The organism is Pantoea sp. BL1 (assembly GCF_000963985.1).
Lineage (GTDB): Bacteria > Pseudomonadota > Gammaproteobacteria > Enterobacterales > Enterobacteriaceae > Pantoea > Pantoea rwandensis_B.
The window spans coordinates 98,890-115,742 of the sequence record NZ_JZRH01000028.1 but is presented as its reverse complement, the minus strand read 5'-3'; the positions used below and the strand labels follow the sequence as shown (position 1 = coordinate 115,742).

The window sequence follows — 16,853 nt, the reverse complement described above, 5'->3', positions numbered from 1 at the left end:
GTTAAATTAACGAAGGTTATTGGCAGGCCGCCAGCGCGCCGCCGGGTGGCGGTCGGGCAAACGGTCCTGCTGGTGGAATATTTTTTGCCGTAAGCTGCCGGGCTGATAAGCCGTCTTATAGCGGCCACGCTGCTGTAATTCAGGCACCACCAAGTCGATAAAATCGCGGTAGCTTTGCGGGTTAAGGATGCGCGTCAGGTTAAAGCCATCAATATCACCTTCGTCGATCCACTCGATTAGCGCATCTGCAACCTGCGACGGGTTGCCGACAATTAGCGGATAACGGCTCCCCATCGCGTGCTGCTCCAGCAAACGGCGTCGTGTCCAGCCGCTAAAAGCTTTACTGACGGATTCGATCGCGCGGGTATCACCCGTTTGTATCGGTTCATCCAGTCCAAAGGCCGCAAGATCGAGGCCAATAGAGCTGGAGAAATGGGCAAGGCCCGCTTCAGGACTGGCGTATTCGAGATAGCTACGCTGCTTTTCCTGCGCTTCGCGTTCGGTGGGTGCCACGATCACGCTAACGCCCATAAAAATGCGGAGATCGTCAGCATGACGCCCCGCTGCCACTGCAGCTTGCCGTAGGCGTTGAGACTGTTCACGCATGGCAGAAGGCGAAGCCGCATTCACAAATGAGCACTCGGCGTGACGTGCAGCAAACTGTACGCCTCGCGCTGATGAACCGGCTTGAAACAGCAGCGGCGTGCGCTGTGGTGACGGGCAGCTCAAGTGATAGCCCTGCACCTGATAAAATTCGCCCTGATGGTTGATGGCATGGATCTTACTGGCATCAGCGTAGAGCCGTTTAGCCTTGTCCGCTTGCAAGGCATCATCCTGCCAACTGCCTTCCCACAATTGATAAGCCACGTCGAGAAACTCATCTGCCTGGTCATAACGACGGTCGTGAGCCTGTAATTGATGCTGCCCCATTGCTCGTGCGGCGCTATCGAGGTAACCGGTGACGATATTCCAGCCAATGCGGCCCTGAGTGAGATGGTCCAGGGTGGAGAAACGGCGAGCGAAAGGATATGGCGCTTCATAACTCAGGTTTGCTGTCACACCAAAACCAAGATGTTGCGTCACGCTAGCCATGCCTGATATCAGCATTAATGGATCGTTAACCGGTAACTGAATTGACTCACTTGCGGTCAATCCAATCCCCTGTTGATACACGTCATAAACACCGAGAATGTCAGCAATAAACAGGCCGTCAAAAAGGCCGCGCTCCAGCAATCGCGCCAAATCCAGCCAATAGGACAGCGAATTGAAATCCACGGAGCGATCTTGTGGATGCGTCCACATGCCATGATGGATGTGCCCAACACAGTTCATGTTAAAAGCATTAAGTAAGATCTGCTTCTGACTCATATTGTCCCCCGACGCGGCGGCAGTACGCCGTTAAGCAGATAGTTGCCGATCGCCGGATATTTCCAACGCACCGGATCGTGTAGCGTATGAGTTCGCGCATTACGCCAATGGCGATCCAGATTGTGCTCACGCAAGCTGGATCGCGATCCGCCCAACTCGAACAGTAAATTTCCCGCTTCCAGCGACACCTCTGTGGTCCAGGCCCGTGCTTTCGCTACCTCCACCGAGGCAAGCGCAACGTTTTCAGCACTGCTGTCGCGCTGTGCGGCATCGACGGCATCTCCGGCGATTGCCAGGAGCGCATCACCCGCGCTGAGTCGTGCCGCCAGACGACCAATGCGATCCAGCGTGAGCGGATCCTCGCTGGCTTTCTCTAGCCCGCTGTCCGGCCACGGCCGCGCGCGTTCACGGACAAAACGGAGTAGGTCGTTAAACGCCTCGCGCGCGATTCCCTGATCAACCGCGGCATGCATGATCTGCGCAAACGGGCCAACGGTCGTCGGGCGTTCAAACGCCGTCTGGAATGGCACCACATCTTCTGCCGCAATCACGACCTCACGGAACTGCACGCTGCCGCTGCCCGTGGTTCGCTGACCAAAACCGCTCCAGTCATCAATCACCACAACGCCCGCTTGCTGTCGCGGCACAAACACCAGTTGCTCTTTACCGTCATCGGCTAGCGCTAGCGTAGGGATTCGATCGGCAAACAGCGCGCCAGTGGCATAAAACTTATCGCCATTGAGGCGCAGTCCCTCAGCTTGTTGCGCGATCGCCGTGGTGCGTTGGTGCGCGGAGGGCGAGCTAAACTCCGCTAAGGCATTGCCCAGATGCACTCCGGCTAATACTTCAGCGTACAGTCGCTGCTGTTGCGCCTCGCTGCCGTTAATCCGCAGCACTTCCAGCGCATAAAAATGATTCTGAGGTACCTGCCCAATTGATCCATCCGCCGCGCTGAGTATCACAAATATCTCAGCCAGTTCGGCCGAAGAGATAGCAATGCCACCATAGGCTCGAGGCACGGTGATCGCGCCGAGCCCTGACTGGAAATAGAGCTGCAACTCTGCATGCGGCAATTCCCGTGCATGGTCGCGCTGGGCTGAACCGCTGCGAAAGCGTGTTGCCAGTTGCTGCGCCACATCCAGCGCCTGTGCCGCACTGCTGATGCGCTGTGCCAGCTGCTTTGGGGAAACCTGCGTCATGTTGACTCCTTAAATCCAGGCATGACGCGCAGGTAGCACGTCGTTGAGGTAGTAGTTACCGATGGCGTGATGTTTCCAGCGGACGGGATCGTGCAACGTATGGGTGCGCGCATTACGCCAATGGCGATCGAGGCCATGACGCAGTAGCGTGGCGCGGCTGCCACCCCATTCCAGCAATTTCTCGCTGGCGCTCAGTGCGATTTCTGTTGTGAGCACTTTGGCTTCTGCTACCGCAATCGAGGCGCGCGCGCAGTTTTCAGCGGTGAGTGACTGCTGGTCAACGCTGTCAATCACGCGAGCGGCGCGTTTAAGCAGGGCATTCGCTGCGCTTAGCTCGGTGCTAATGCGCCCGACATCGGCGAGAATATAAGGATCGTCGGCATTGCGACTCACTCCCGCATCGACCCATGGACGGGAACTGCTGCGCACAAACGCCAGTGCCTCATCCAGTGCACCTTGTGCGATCCCGGCATCAATCGCAGCCTGAATCAGCTGAGACACCGCACCGCGCAGCGTGGGTTTATCAGTGACAGGCAGCGGCATGGTCAGCGCCGCATCCGCCCTGACCTGCTGCAATTTCACCGTGCCGCTGGCGGTGGTGCGCTGTCCGATACCTGACCAGTCATCAATAATTTCCACCCCTTCAGCGGGCAGTGGAATAAACGCCATTACCGCCTGTTCGCCGTGAATAGCGGTGGTAGCAAGGACGTCCGCAAACAGCGCGCCGGTGGAATAGAACTTTTCGCCTGTCAGCTGCAAACCCTGTGACGTTGCCACCAGTTGTGCCTGTACATCTCGCGTGTGTTTGGTGTTTTTCTCCGGCCCGCCATTACCCAAACGTTTACCCAGTACCACTTCGCTCAGTAAAAACTGCTGCTGTTCTGCGCTACCTTCGCCGAGAATGAATTGAATTAAGCCAAAATGATTTTGTGGAATTTGACCCAGTGAGGGATCGCTGGCCGAGATCACACGAAAAACTTCTGCCACGGTCTGGAACGACAATCCGCCGCCGCCAAACTCGCGCGGCACGCTGATACTGCCCAGCCCCATCTGGGTGAACTGATTAAGGAGTTCTCGCGGATAAATGCGCTGCTGGTCGCGATCTACCGCACCCGCCAGCGCTTGTTCGGCCAGATGCTTTGCGGCTGCGATGGCTTCGGCATCCGAGGTTATCACCGCAGCATGTGGCTCATAGACGTGACTTTTTTGCGTCATGGTTGATTTCACTTCTTTATCGCTCAGTGAACAACAAGCCCGCGTTTAAATATGCAGCGAGCCGTAGAATTAATAACGAATTGATCGCGATAATAATCAGCGGGAATAAAGCAAGTAAATAGCGGGGTTATGCTATATCCAGCAATCCGTTTTCATTAATCAGATATGGAAAAAGGAAGGCTTGAAGAAGGGCGAAATAGAATGTGAGTGGCTGATAGTTAGCCAGAAAAAACTGAAAATAACCTTAATAGCAATTAACGCTATGTATGGTTAAAAAACGCATTAAGTTAAATTAATGCCCAACGCCGATATAGAGTACGCTGGGCATCCTGCTTAATTCTCTCGCTCAAACAGCGCACGAGCGTAGTTCAGCGAAGAGACCTTTTTTTCGCTGTGTGGTATTTCGATACTGTCGATCAGCTTCGCCTGCTGATAGCTTTTTACCGTTTCATGCTGGGTGAGTTGCTGCGTGGTTTGCGCTGTCAGCTCCCCCTTTTTGTTCTGCGAAACCGCGGTCTGGCTACGCTCTTCATCGTCAATCAGATGGTAGCGGTAATTCTGTGATGACTTAAGTGCAGTCAGTTTCGCTGCCCCGTCAGAATCGAGTGCGGTGTGGAAACTGGCTTTGAGTTTGAACAGCGTATCCTGTGTCAAATCCTGGGTATCAGTATGCTGCTGCGAGCGAGTTTGCTGCGCAACCTCTAATGAAAAAGTGTCCTGCTCTTCCGGCTTATAGGGATTATCAGAGCGTGGCGTCTGCTGATAGCTGGCAGAGAAATCGGCTAACCCGCTAATGGCACCGTTTTTAGCAGCATTGGCATCAATGGCGATCACTCGCTGCGTGTTTATGCTGTGGCTTGCCTGTCCTTCCGTGGTATTCAGTGCGCGGAAACTGGCCTTAAAGAGGTCCAGCATGTCGCGATCGCCGTGCCCACGCGCTGCTGCCTGATCAAATTTGGCGGACCACTGATCGAGTGCGGCCGCCTGCTGTTCGGCGCTGCCTGCCTGAGTCAGCTTTGACACATCAGTATCGAGTTTGATACTGACATCCCCATTGTGAAAACCGAGCCAGCGCTCTTTATCGTCCGCGTGAAGGTTGAGTGATTGCGTCACATTGTTGCCATTGCGCAGATCGGTCTTCAGATCGACGCTTTTCAATTGCGCGCTATCAAACTTCATCAGGTCGCTGATATCTAATTGCGTGTTCCCTGCATCCAAACCGTCCAGCGCTTTTTGCAAGCCGTCGGAGAGCTGGCTGATGGCTGCAGCTTCATCACGGTTGAGTTTACCCCCGCTGGTATTCAGCTCCACCACCAATCCGCCCTGTTGGCGCGTCATTTGCAGACTCACCTCAATCCCCGATTGTGTGGTGACAGTGAGTGCCACTGCACTCTGGCTGCTGCTGGCGACGCTGGTCGCTGCGGTAGCGGGCACACTCAAAGTGACGTTGTCACTACTCTGTTTTAAGCCCTTGAGCAAACTGCTGCCGATACCACTCATGCCAACGCCACCCGACTGCGACGCCGCGTTGAGTTGCGCCTGTAAATTGCTGCTCAAAGCCCCACTGTTCTGCACCTGTGCCGGCACAATTTTATAAATTGCCGCTATTGCTTCACTTACCTCACTGAAGGTGACTTTAGTCGATGCCTCTGCCTGCAAGTGACTTTGTGCTGCTGTACTGTTCGCGGTGGTGTTTACGTTTGAACCTACGGAAATCAGGTTGCGTAATACGCTGTTGCCAATCCCATTTAGCATTAAAATAATCCTTCTTGTGAACTATTCCTTAGGGTTATCGGCACCACTTTTCCAGGCTTTAATCTCCATTCCATCCGCTTAACGTCAGCAGCCGAATATGCCGCTGGCACTTCTGGCACAGCATCTGTCTGCTTAAACACAGCCGAGCCCGTAAGTCTGATTTAGGTTGTTGATCAACACATTGTCTGCTTTACAGGCAGCCCTTTTCCCCGGAGGAACGGTCGCGATGAACAACCTGCACTACAAAAGCTTGCTGGAAATTGGACGCCTGATTCAATCAGGTGACATCACCTCAGTGGCAGTCACGGAAGCGATGCTGGCGCGTATCGATATGCTTGATAGTGATCTGCACAGCTTCTTCTATGTCATGCGAGACAGCGCGTTGAAACAAGCCGCAGAAGCAGATAAAGAAATTGCCGCCGGACAAATGCGCGGCCCGCTGCATGGCGTTCCCATTGCCTTGAAGGATCTGATTTGGACCAAAGATGCGCCCACCAGCCACGGCATGATCATCCATAAAGATCATTACCCGGCAGAAGACTCAACGGTGGTTGATCGTTTTCGTGCTGCCGGAGCCGTGATCCTCGGCAAACTCACGCAAACAGAAAGTGCCTTTGCCGATCACCATCCCGACATCACTCGCCCGAACAACCCATGGGGGAGCGCACTCTGGACGGGCGTCTCTTCAAGCGGTTCTGGCGTGGCAACCGCCGCTGGCCTGTGCTTTGGTTCGATCGGAACGGATACCGGTGGTTCAATTCGCTTTCCTTCCAACGCCAACGGCCTGACCGGCATCAAACCGACCTGGGGGCGCGTCACGCGCCACGGTGCCTGTGAACTGGCTGCCTCGCTTGACCATATTGGGCCAATGGCGCGATCAGCCGCCGATGCGGCGGCCATGCTGCAGGCTATCGCCGGGCGTGATGACAAAGATCCCACCTCGAGCAGCGAACCCGTGCCCGATTATCTGGCGATGATGACACGCGGCGTCAGCAAAATGCGCATCGGCATCGATAAAAACTGGGCGCTGGAGAAGGTGGATGCGGAAACACGCACCGCACTGGAGTCAGCGATTGCGACTCTGACGTCACTGGGTGCGACCATGGTAGAAATCACCGTGCCGGATACCGAAAAGGCCGCAGCCGAGTGGAGCGCCCTTTGTGCAGTCGAAACCGCGCTGGCGCATGAAGAAACGTATCCCGCGCAGAAAGAGAAATACGGTCCAGGTTTGTCGGGTCTGCTCGATCTAGGTCATCAGGTGACCGCGCTGGAGTATCAACGCCTGCTATTAAGCCGTGCCGCGCTGCGTGGTGATATTTCCGCCCTGTTTACACAGGTTGATTTGATCCTGGCACCGGCCACCGCTTACGCCGGATTAACCTGGGATACCATGACCCGTTTTGGTACCGATCAGGCACTGTTTAATGGCGTGTTGCGCTATACCAGTGCATTTGACGCCAGCGGGCATCCCACCATCACATTGCCCTGTGGCATGACGGCGGCGGGTGCACCGATTGGCTTCCAGTTAGTCGCCGCGCATTTCGATGAAACCGCGATGATTCAGGGGGCCTGGGCGTACCAGCAAGTGACTGAATGGCATAAAAAACATCCTGCCCTGTAACACTCCCCGCGCCAGCCGCGTTGATTAATCAACGCGGCTTTTTTATGTGGTTATGGCCTGAAATTTGCTTGATTTGTCCTGATTTCGCCCTTTTTCGCCAGGTTTAGGGGACGTAACTATGAAAGAAACTTTCACCACCGATCATCTGGATAATCGCCATCGTTTTGATGCCTGGCGCGATGCTGTCTGTTCGCGCCTGATTAAAGCAGAAGCACGGCAGACCCACGCAGGTGCATTCTCCGGTAGCTTTAGTTACTCCATGCTGGGTCATGTCGATATCGCCCATCACGTGTCACAAACCGCACTGGTGTGGCAACGAACACCAGAGTGCATTCGTCGCCATCCTAACCATGACTTTTATCTTGGCTATGTCCGTTCTGGAAGTGGCACGTTGCGTCAGAATGAAAATCAATCGCGCGTCAGCGCGGGTGATGTTGTGATCTACGATGCCGCCACACCCTTTGATTTCACCATGGATAACGTGGCAATCAATATTGTGCATCTTCCACGACAAATGATTGAAAAAGAGGCACCCGCCATCACCCGGTTGGCAGGGAAAACGCTGGATCTGCAACGCCCCGGCATGACATCGCTTAAGCAACTGTTGCAGGAAGCTTTTATTTTCAACGCCGAATGTGAAAATGGCTTTCTTGCCGAGCAGTTCGCTAACACGTTGATCAATATGATCTCGGTTAGCGTCAATCTGCAGAAAGGGGATGATGCGCTGAAGCCGGATCTCTATTCGCGGGTTGTGAGCTATCTGCGGCAGAATCTGCACGAAGCCGAGCTTACAATGGCGCAAATTGCCAATGCACACCATGTTTCCCCACGCACCATCAGTCGGGTATTTGCCGCGCACGGTACGACGCCGATGAATTTCGTCTGGCAGGAGCGCTTACTGTCATGCCGCAGAGCACTGGCAGAGGGTAAAGCGCGTAACATCACGCAGGTGGCTTTGGATCATGGCTTTAGCGACATGTCGCATTTCAGTCTGGCGTTTCGCAAAGCCTTTGGTTATACCCCCAGCAGCCTTTTACGCCAGACTGAAGCGTCACGATAAGCTGTCGGATGCGGCCTTCAGGCCGCAAGTCCCACCAGCCTTACCCTTTTTCAAGCTGATTAATCACGCGCTCGGCCGTGAATTCCAGGCTGCTGCGTGTGTTCATCGCTTCGGTGCGCATCAACCGATAGGCGCCGGATTCATCCAAACCAAAATTTTGCATCAGCACGCCTTTGGCCTGCGCCAGGCGTTCATTTCTTGCCGTGCGCTGTTGTCGTGCCAGCAGTTCATGACGCAATTGCACCTGTTGCTGCGCGGATTGCCAGGTACCAATCATCTGCACAATCAGAGCAAACGGATTGAGTTCTCGCTCAGCAATCGCCATGGGTTGTAACGTTAATAACAGCGGAAACAACCGTGCATCATGGCAATTCGCCAAAGCAATGGTCGGTATGTGAGAGTGCTTCAGTGCGCTAAACAGGCGCGTCAGCACCGCTTCATGATGATTTTCAATCGCCACCAGCAAAAGCTGCCTATCCGCCGGAAGATCTGCCACCGGCGGCCAGCTTTGCTGTGCATGACAGCCGAGTTGTGCCAGAGAGGCGCAAAAGGCCCGCACGCTCTGTGAGTCAGGATGGAAAATATGCAATCGGACACCTGCAAGAGAGGTCAGCAGTGATGACTCATTCATGTTTCACCTGTGTGCATCCTGAAAGAGGAAGCATCACGTTAAATGAGTCAATGCGGTGGTGCTGTGTTGTCACTGCCGGATGTTGTGTCGATAGCGACAGCGGAGGCGAATCCGCTCACCCGCACAGCCCGTGCAGGTGAGCAAACCCTTAAACATGAAACCCTAAATATTGCTCGGCAACAGCCGCACTTGGTTGGGTGCGCGGATCAATCTGCTGCACAATCTGACCTTTTTCAATCACATGGATCCGATCCGAGAGCGCATACAGAAACTCAATATCCTGCTCCACCAGAATGATCGAGATATCCATTTCATGCCTCAGCCGTTGCAGCGTCTCGATGATCTCCTCACAAATATTCGGTTGAATGCCTTCGGTGGGTTCATCCAGCAACACCAGTTGTGGCTGCCCGCAGAGACAGCGCGCCAAAGCCAGCAACTGCTGCTCGCCGCCAGACAACGCGCCGCCCGGTTGGGCCAGTAAACGTTTCAGACGCGGAAAAATCTCCAGCATCTGTTCGATGATCTGACCCGCGCGGGAAAAATGCTTCACGCAGCCCATGCGCAGATTCTCCTCCACTGTCAACAGCGGAAAAATTTGCCGCCCCTGCGGCACAAATCCAATGCCCGCCGACGCCCGTTGGTGCGCCTGATAGCGCGTGATATCAATGCCGTTGAGCGCAAGGGTCCCTTGCCAGGCCGGGAGTTCTCCCATAATGGTGCGTAACAACGTGGTTTTTCCCATGCCATTTCGCCCTAACACGCCGGTGAAGGATTTCGCCCCAACAAACAACTCGGACAGGTGCAACACCGGAATTTTGTTATAGCCCGAGACCATCTCTTTAATTTCAAGCATGTTTAATCTCCAGATTGCCGAGATACGCCTCTTTCACCAATGGATTCTGCGTCACTTCGCGGAAGCTCCCTTCTGCCAGTACCGCGCCCTGATTAAATACCGTGACCTGTTGCGCGATCATGCTGATGAACTCCATATCGTGCTCCACCACCACCACGGTGCTCTGCTGATTGATGGCTTTAATCAGTTGCGCGGTTTTGCGTACTTCCTGATGTGTCATGCCGGCGGCGGGTTCATCCAGCAGCACCAACTGAGGACGTGAAATCAGGATCATCCCTAATTCCACCCACTGACGCTGCCCGTGCGCCAGCTCAGAAAGCACGGCATCCTGATGATCCTGCAGTCCGATATCGTGCAACACCTGATCAATCGCGGCGGGTAGCGCCGCTTTCGCCAGCTTGTTCGCCGCTGCTTGCCAGAGATTCTCCCGTACGCTTAACCCTTCAAATACGCTTGGCACCTGAGTTTTGATGCCGATGCCCAGCCGTGCGATATCCCAGGGGCGTTTACCGGAGATCACCTGATCGCGGTAGCGGCATTCCCCGCGCGTGGCCGTCACCTGGCCGCTGAGCATTTTGAAAAAGGTGCTCTTCCCCGCACCGTTAGGGCCAATCAGACAGCGCAGCTCTCCCTCATGCAGAGTGAAATCCACTGCTTTAACGGCATGCACACCGCCAAAACTGACGCCCATTTTGCGGGTTTCTAACAGGACTGTTGCCGTCATTGTTTCACCTCACTCACCTGCGTGCGGGATGGGGTTGACGTGGTCAGGCGCTTACGCCGCCCCAATCGTTGTAGGGTCGGCAAAATGCCTCCGGGGATCAGCAGCACAAACACCGCCAGAATGACGCCCAATACCAGATTGACGTCCACCGTCTGCTGCGCTCCCAGCCGCGTCACCATCCACTGCAACAGCACACAGCTGATCACCGGACCGATCAGCGTGCCGCGCCCTCCGACAATCACCCAAATGATGATCTGTGCCGACTGGCTGATACTAAACACGCCGGGGCTGACAAAGGCACCCCAGTTGACGTAGAGGCATCCCGCTAACCCGGCCATTGCCGCGCCAATGGCAAAGGTGACGAGCTTATGAGCCGGCACGTTGTAGCCGAGCAGACCCGCGCGCTGTTCGTTTTCCCGAATGGCCACCACCGTTTTGCCAAAGCGGCTGAGCAGCACAAACTTCAGCAGCGCATAGCAGAGCGCCAACGCACCAGCCGTCACCATAAAGATCGCCTCCGGTGACAAAATGGCATCTGGCTGGAATGGCAAGTTAAGTGTCGGCACTGACGGAATACCATTGAATCCACCCAGTAGCGCTTCGCCAATGTGGTACTCACTGCCCGAGGTGGAGTTCACCCAGTTAAACAGCACCAGGCTCACGGCTAACGTGATCGCGCCGAGGTACACATCACTGACGCCGCCGTAGAAGATCACGTAACCAAGCAGCAGCGAGAACAGCGTGGGCAAAAAGATCGCCATCACCACCGCCCAGGTGGAATCACCCCAGTTAATGGCGCAAATGGCGTAGGTATACGCCCCCAGGCCAAAAAATGCCGCCTGACCAAAACAGAGGATGCCGCCGTAACCCCAAATAAAGGCCAGGCTCAGTGACAACAAACCCATCACCAGAAACACCGTGATAGAGAGCAAGGTGTAAAGCTCAATCACGCCAGAGAGCCAAAATGCCAGCAGGATCAGCATCAGCGCACTCAGCACGATGCGCACTTTTTCTGAGAACAGTTTCATTAAAGCGATCTCCTGAAGAAGCGGCCGGTGATGCCCTGCGGCAGCAGACGCAGCAGTACGATGGCACTTAACAACAACGCCACCGCTCCAAACACGGGTGTGGAGAGATAGGTGACCAATTGCGAAATGGTGCCGAACAGCGTGGAGGATGAAAGCGTGCCGGCAATAATGGCACTCCCTCCACCAATCACCGTAATAAAGGCTTTGGCGATAAAGCTGACACCAATCGTCGGGATCACCCCGGTGATCGGTGCCAGCAACGCGCCACCCAACCCCGAAAGTGCCGCGCCAAGGCCAAATGTCAGGCTGTAAATTTTGCCGGGATTACTGCCGAGTGCCGCCGCCATACGTGCATTTTGCATCGTGGCACGCGCGCATAAACCCAGCGTGGTAAAACGCAGCAGCAGCCACAATGCCGCCACCAGACACAGCGCAAACACAATCATAAATAGTGAATAGCCGCTGGTACTGTAGCTGCCGACACTGACGCTCGGCAGCGGCGAACTGATACCCAGCGTGGTATTGCCAAACAGCATAGTGGCAGCGCCAATCAGCGCCAGGCTCAAACCCCAGGTGGCCAGCATGGTGTCGATCATCCGGCCATACAGATGGCGAATAATGACGCGCTCAATCACGATGCCAAAAACCCCGACGCTGAGAGGTGCAATCACCAGCATCGAAATCCAGATCGGCACGCCAAAGTGGTTGGTAGCCATGATTGCGCTATAGCCGCCCAGCATCATAAATTCGCCGTGCGCCATATTGACGATCTTCATCATGCCAAAGACCACCGCCAGGCCCAGGCTCATAATCACCAGTACCGCGATGGCATTCAGCACTTCAATGCCATAGATAATCGACAGATCCATACAGGGCTCCCGTTACAACTCGATCTGATACTGTTTGGTATCGCGTGGGTTTTTCTTCAGGTCGCACACCATTGCCGTATCAACCGGTGCCTGATTGGTGAAGGTTTCCAGAATTTTCATCTGATGGTTCTCTACCTCGGCAATGTGCACATCCAGCGAGCAGTGATGCGTGGTGGGGTCGACCGTTAACTGGCCGCTTGGAGACGTCAATGTGACGCCTGATTCCAGTGCCTCGATCACTTTCATGCGGTCAATATCACCCGCCTTACGCACCCCTTCGGCCCAAATCAACATGCCCTGATACGCGCCCATCGCCAGGTCGCTGATGTACATGTCGCCGTAACGTGCATGGAATTTATCCACGAAGGCTTTATTCTCAGCAGACGGGATCTCTTGCATGTAATTTGCCGCCACCAGAATGCCGTTGCTCTCTTCAGGTGACAGGATGATGTGTTCATTACCGCCGCCAAACACCGTGGAAGCGATGGGGATTTTGTTGCTCATACCTGCGGCGTGCCACTGGCGATAAAAGGAGATATGCGCACCACCGACCAGGGCTGACCACACCATGTCAGGTTTAGCGCTCTGGATTTTTGAAATCGCGGCACCAAAGTCAGTCACATCCAGCGGGAAGAACTCCACCGTCATCACTTCCCCGCCGTTATCACGTACCGACTTCTTCACCCACGATGAAACAATCTGGCCGTAGTTATAATCCGCTGCCACTACATAGACTTTTTTGCCCCACTTTTTCATCGCATAAGGCACCAGTTTTTCCACGGTCTGCGCAGGTGTGGAGCCGGATGAGAAGTAGTTGCGGTCACACACACCGCCTTCATACTGCGCAGGATAAAAATAGAGGGAACGGAAACGATCCAATACCGGACGAATCACTTCGCGCGATGCGGAAGTAATGCCGCCGTGCACCACCGCCACTTTGTCTTTCAGCGCGGCCTGCTGGGCGTATTGCGCGTAGAGCTGCATGTTGGATTGCGCATCGTAATTGATGATTTGCAGCGGTCGGCCTAATAATCCTCCAGCGGCGTTAATCTCATCCGCGGCCAGATTGATGGCGTTGGACATGGGTTTGCCGTAAATATCCAGTCCGCCCGAGAGGTCAAGAATGCTCGCCACTTTGATAGCGTCTTTGCTGTCAGCGGCTAAGGTGAATGTTGGTGCAACCCCTGCTGCCAGGCCTAATGCCGATACGGCAGATCCCTGAAGAAATGAACGACGACTAATAGCCATAGCACCCTCGCAATGAAGTTATTGGAATGAATAGAGATGGAGTATTCCGGGAACCGGAAGAAACAGAGATGAGCAGCAGACTGCACTGTCTGCATAAATGGAAATCAAGAGCCACAGCATTGGGGCATGTCATTGAGATTAGCAATAACCGGGCCAGAAATTAAAAATGAATGCCCAGGTTATTTATATACTGGCTCCACTGGCCACCAGCGAGTTCAGAGCTGGGCTTAATCCGCCAGCCACTTTAAAGAGCACAATCAAATAGCGACATTTTATTTATTCACTGACTTGTTTAATGCACTTAAACACAGCAACAGGCACTCTTTCGGTGCAAATAAAATTCAGTCACTGACGCTGTCCGATAAAACACAGCAGATGGCGGTCTGAACAAAGATGTAATTTACAGATGGATTACCGTTTTAAATCCTGATCGTCCTCACCCCTATCATCTTATTGAGGAGTCACAATGTCGGACCATTCCGTATTACCATCTGATGCTGCGTTAAAGATCCGTGCTATTCAGTCCCTCTTGTCAGAAAAAGGTTTCCTGAGCCAGGACGTGACTGACACCATCGTGGACTATTTCGAAACCAAAGTCGGCCCACGCAATGGCGCGCAGGTGGTAGCAAAAGCCTGGTGCGATCCCGCGTTCAAAGCACGTTTGCTGGAAAACGGTCGCGATGCAGTTAACGAACTGGGCTTTGCCGGGTTTGAAGGGGCCACACTGCATGTGCTGGAAAACACAGATAGCGTGCACAACATTGTGGTTTGCACACTGTGCTCCTGCTACCCATGGCCGGTACTGGGTTTGCCTCCCATCTGGTTTAAATCCACGCCTTATCGCTCGCGCGTAGTCATCGACCCGCGTGGAGTCTTAGCGGAATTTGGTACGGATATCCCCGCCAGCAAAGAGATTCGCGTCTGGGACAGCAACGCAGAAATCCGTTATTTCGTCCTGCCACAGCCGCCTGCTCACAGTGAGGGGCTGGATGAAAACGCCTTAGCCCAATTAGTCACCCGGGATTCAATGATCGGTACACGTATTCTTTAAGCGGGGAGCAGCCATGAATAATATCCACGATTGCGGCGGCATGCAGAATTTAGGCCCCATTGAAATGGAGGCCAACGAACCTAATTTTCACAGCCAGTGGGAAAAAGATATTTTCGCCACCACGCTGGTCTTTTTCATGAGCGGAAAGATCGTATTGGATGATTTTCGCTATGAAATCGAAAAAATGCCGGTGACCGAATATTTGCAGTCGAGCTATTACGAGCACTGGTTGTTTGCGATTGAACAGTTGATGTGTAAGACAGGTGTATTTACCGAGCAGGAATTACAACAGCGTCTCACTGAACTCTCTGCCTGAGGACTTATGATGAACACCTATTCACCGCAAGGCTATCTCGATTTAATCACCACGCCACCTAATTATCATCGTCCGGTAGATGTCGCTCCTGAATATCAACCCGGCGACACCATTATTACGCAGAATCTGAATCCGCTCAGTCATACACGTTTGCCTCGCTATGCGCGCGGTAAAAAAGGGGTGATTGTCGCGAACTACGGTGCCTGCGTGTTTCCCGATGCACTGGTCGCGCATCAGCAGGAAAAGCCGCAGTATGTCTATCTGGTGAAATTCAGCGCCGCTGAATTATGGGGAGAGACCAACGATAATTTCAGTGTTCATCTCAGCGTCTGGTCCGACTATATTCAGGGCAAAACTGAGGAGGCGACGCATGGATGAGTTGCATGCCATCATCGCTCAAGTCACAGAAGCCGATCCTGCTTTCGCACAACCGTGGGAAGCCGATGCCTTTGTTATCGCGGTGGCGCTATCACAGCGCGGCTATTTTAGTTGGCCGCAATGGGTGGAACAATTTGCGCAGGAGATTCATCACGCTCCACAACGCAGCGATGAAAGTGCTCACACCGCTTACTATCGGCAATGGCTGAGTTGCCTGGAAAAGATCTTGTCCCAGCATCATCTGATCCCGCGGTCCGAATTATTGAGTCGTGAAGAGCAATGGCGTCAGGCGTTCCTCAACACCCCTCACGGCAGCCCGGTGGATCTCGCCGCCGCCAGCTGTCCGCCCGACCATTTACATGACCATGATCATCATCATCACCACCATCATGATCACCACGCAATGCCGCCATCAATCCAGCCGCTGCGGGTCTTCGCCGCCGTTGGATAATCATTTGGGGAGCATCTATGAAAGTGCTGAGTAATAAGCAGAAAGGCATGGCGGTGATAAGCGGCGCGATGCTGTTCAACTTGCTGGTGATCGGCACGGCGTTGGTGACGTTTCAGCATTCACCCGCCGCGCTCAGCGTAGCGCTGTTGGCGTATCTGTTTGGGTTACGCCATGCCGTCGATGCCGACCATATTGCCGCCATCGATAATGCCACGCGCAAGCTGAGCAATGAGGGGAAGAGCCCTTTCACGGCGGGAATGTGGTTTTCGCTGGGGCATGCCTCCGTGGTGCTGATCGCCTGCCTGATATTCGCCTTAACCACTCGACCGCTGCAACAGATGTTTCCGGGCGTCAAGGAAGTCGGCGGTATGATCAGCACGCTGATCTCCGGCGCGTTTCTGTTGTTGCTCGCCTGGGCTAACAGCCGAACGCTGTGGCAATGTTTTCGTCAACGTCAGAGGTTGCTGCGCGGCGATGCAACCCCTGTTCCGCAGGCAAGCCATCACCATGGCGTGTTGACCCGGCTGTGCGCCCCGCTGTTTCGCATGGTGAGCAAAAGCCATCATCTGTTCCTGATTGGATTTCTGTTTGGCATTGGTTTTGATACCGCCACCGAAGTGGCGATTTTCGGCATGTCGGCCAATCATGCTGCGGGCGGCGAAGCGATACTCCACATTATGTTGATGCCGCTATTGTTCACCGCGGGCATGATGCTCATCGATACCACTGATGGCGTCATGATGTTGAAGCTGTATCGCTGGTCGCAGTTCGATCCAATGCGCAGTCTCAATTATACCCTCGCCATTTCGTCGCTTTCGATTGTGGTGGCTTTTGCGATTGGCTGTTACGAAGTGTCAACGGTGTTGCAGCTCAACACGCTGATCTCTCCTGCACTGGACGGCATTATGGAGGCAGTGATCAGCCAGATGGGTTGGGTGCTGATCGTCACTTCGATGGGCGTATGGCTGGTGTTTTTCCAGCGGGCAAAGCGTCGTACGTTATAGAACGGTGGCGGCTTCGTGCCGCCCTGTTGATTGGAACTGATCGAATGAATTCCTACCGATAATGACAGACCTTCCTGTCAAA

17 protein-coding genes are annotated in these 16,853 nt (G+C 54.1%); 7 read left to right on the top strand and 10 right to left on the bottom strand.

Features of this window, described 5'->3' with window-relative positions; genetic code table 11:
* Positions 1 to 6 precede the first annotated feature (6 nt).
* The 4 genes from VH86_RS14430 to VH86_RS14415 all read right to left on the bottom strand — a co-directional run bounded on the left by VH86_RS14430 (position 7) and on the right by VH86_RS14415 (position 5,537).
* Positions 7 to 1,368, bottom strand: a complete 1,362-nt coding sequence (locus tag VH86_RS14430; protein ID WP_045833299.1) for an LLM class flavin-dependent oxidoreductase — start codon at positions 1,366 to 1,368, stop codon at positions 7 to 9.
* Positions 1,365 to 2,567, bottom strand: a complete 1,203-nt coding sequence (locus VH86_RS14425; protein WP_045833298.1) for an SfnB family sulfur acquisition oxidoreductase — start codon at positions 2,565 to 2,567, stop codon at positions 1,365 to 1,367. Before VH86_RS14425 ends, VH86_RS14430 begins: the two co-directional genes overlap by 4 nt.
* Positions 2,568 to 2,576: 9 nt before the next feature.
* Entirely contained in the window at positions 2,577 to 3,782 is a 1,206-nt protein-coding gene (locus VH86_RS14420) for an SfnB family sulfur acquisition oxidoreductase (protein WP_045833297.1), read from the bottom strand.
* A gap of 333 nt (positions 3,783 to 4,115) precedes the next feature.
* Entirely contained in the window at positions 4,116 to 5,537 is a 1,422-nt protein-coding gene (locus tag VH86_RS14415; protein WP_045833296.1) for a hypothetical protein, read from the bottom strand.
* A 226-nt stretch (positions 5,538 to 5,763) separates the two neighbouring features.
* On the opposite strand from VH86_RS14415, the gene VH86_RS14410 reads away from it, so the two are divergent.
* Positions 5,764 to 7,158: an amidase gene (locus tag VH86_RS14410; RefSeq protein WP_045833295.1), complete on the top strand. Its 1,395-nt coding sequence runs from the start codon at positions 5,764 to 5,766 to the stop codon at positions 7,156 to 7,158.
* A 118-nt stretch (positions 7,159 to 7,276) separates the two neighbouring features.
* Positions 7,277 to 8,218 (top strand): helix-turn-helix domain-containing protein, encoded by a 942-nt coding sequence (locus VH86_RS14405; protein ID WP_045833294.1) that lies wholly within the window; start codon positions 7,277 to 7,279, stop codon positions 8,216 to 8,218.
* 40 nt (positions 8,219 to 8,258) lie between these two features.
* Here VH86_RS14405 and VH86_RS14400 read toward each other — a convergent pair whose 3' ends face one another.
* From VH86_RS14400 to VH86_RS14375, 6 genes are all read right to left on the bottom strand, one after another.
* Positions 8,259 to 8,849, bottom strand: coding sequence for an ANTAR domain-containing response regulator (locus VH86_RS14400; protein ID WP_045833293.1), 591 nt, complete (start codon positions 8,847 to 8,849; stop codon positions 8,259 to 8,261).
* A 148-nt stretch (positions 8,850 to 8,997) separates the two neighbouring features.
* Positions 8,998 to 9,702, bottom strand: a complete 705-nt coding sequence (locus VH86_RS14395) for an ABC transporter ATP-binding protein (RefSeq protein ID WP_045816696.1) — start codon at positions 9,700 to 9,702, stop codon at positions 8,998 to 9,000.
* The gene (locus tag VH86_RS14390; RefSeq protein ID WP_045833292.1) at positions 9,695 to 10,426 is read right to left on the bottom strand and encodes an ATP-binding cassette domain-containing protein; all 732 of its coding nucleotides are present in this window, start codon (positions 10,424 to 10,426) and stop codon (positions 9,695 to 9,697) included. Before VH86_RS14390 ends, VH86_RS14395 begins: the two co-directional genes overlap by 8 nt.
* Positions 10,423 to 11,454, bottom strand: a complete 1,032-nt coding sequence (locus tag VH86_RS14385) for a branched-chain amino acid ABC transporter permease (protein WP_045833291.1) — start codon at positions 11,452 to 11,454, stop codon at positions 10,423 to 10,425. The genes VH86_RS14390 and VH86_RS14385 overlap by 4 nt, the downstream gene beginning before the upstream one ends.
* Positions 11,454 to 12,323 carry a branched-chain amino acid ABC transporter permease gene (locus tag VH86_RS14380; RefSeq protein WP_045816693.1) on the bottom strand — a complete coding sequence of 290 codons (870 nt, stop codon included), beginning with the start codon at positions 12,321 to 12,323 and terminating at the stop codon, positions 11,454 to 11,456. The genes VH86_RS14385 and VH86_RS14380 overlap by 1 nt, the downstream gene beginning before the upstream one ends.
* 12 nt (positions 12,324 to 12,335) lie before the next feature.
* Positions 12,336 to 13,571 carry an ABC transporter substrate-binding protein gene (locus VH86_RS14375; RefSeq protein WP_045833290.1) on the bottom strand — a complete coding sequence of 412 codons (1,236 nt, stop codon included), beginning with the start codon at positions 13,569 to 13,571 and terminating at the stop codon, positions 12,336 to 12,338.
* Positions 13,572 to 14,037: 466 nt separating this feature from the next.
* Here VH86_RS14375 and nthA point away from each other — a divergent pair, with 466 nt between their 5' ends.
* Genes nthA through VH86_RS14350 form a run of 5 tightly spaced genes read left to right on the top strand, consistent with a single transcriptional unit; the run spans position 14,038 to position 16,771 of the window.
* Positions 14,038 to 14,622, top strand: a complete 585-nt coding sequence (gene nthA, locus VH86_RS14370) for a nitrile hydratase subunit alpha (RefSeq protein ID WP_045833289.1) — start codon at positions 14,038 to 14,040, stop codon at positions 14,620 to 14,622.
* Between the two features lie 13 nt (positions 14,623 to 14,635).
* On the top strand, positions 14,636 to 14,938 hold the full coding sequence (locus VH86_RS26365) for an SH3-like domain-containing protein (protein WP_045816691.1): 303 nt from the start codon (positions 14,636 to 14,638) through the stop codon (positions 14,936 to 14,938).
* A 6-nt stretch (positions 14,939 to 14,944) separates the two neighbouring features.
* Complete coding sequence (locus VH86_RS26360; RefSeq protein WP_082082864.1) at positions 14,945 to 15,316, top strand: SH3-like domain-containing protein; 372 nt, start codon at positions 14,945 to 14,947, stop codon at positions 15,314 to 15,316.
* Positions 15,309 to 15,767 carry a nitrile hydratase accessory protein gene (locus VH86_RS14355; RefSeq protein WP_045816690.1) on the top strand — a complete coding sequence of 153 codons (459 nt, stop codon included), beginning with the start codon at positions 15,309 to 15,311 and terminating at the stop codon, positions 15,765 to 15,767. Before VH86_RS26360 ends, VH86_RS14355 begins: the two co-directional genes overlap by 8 nt.
* Positions 15,768 to 15,784: 17 nt before the next feature.
* Positions 15,785 to 16,771, top strand: coding sequence for a HoxN/HupN/NixA family nickel/cobalt transporter (locus VH86_RS14350; RefSeq protein WP_052696616.1), 987 nt, complete (start codon positions 15,785 to 15,787; stop codon positions 16,769 to 16,771).
* Positions 16,772 to 16,853 lie beyond the last annotated feature (82 nt).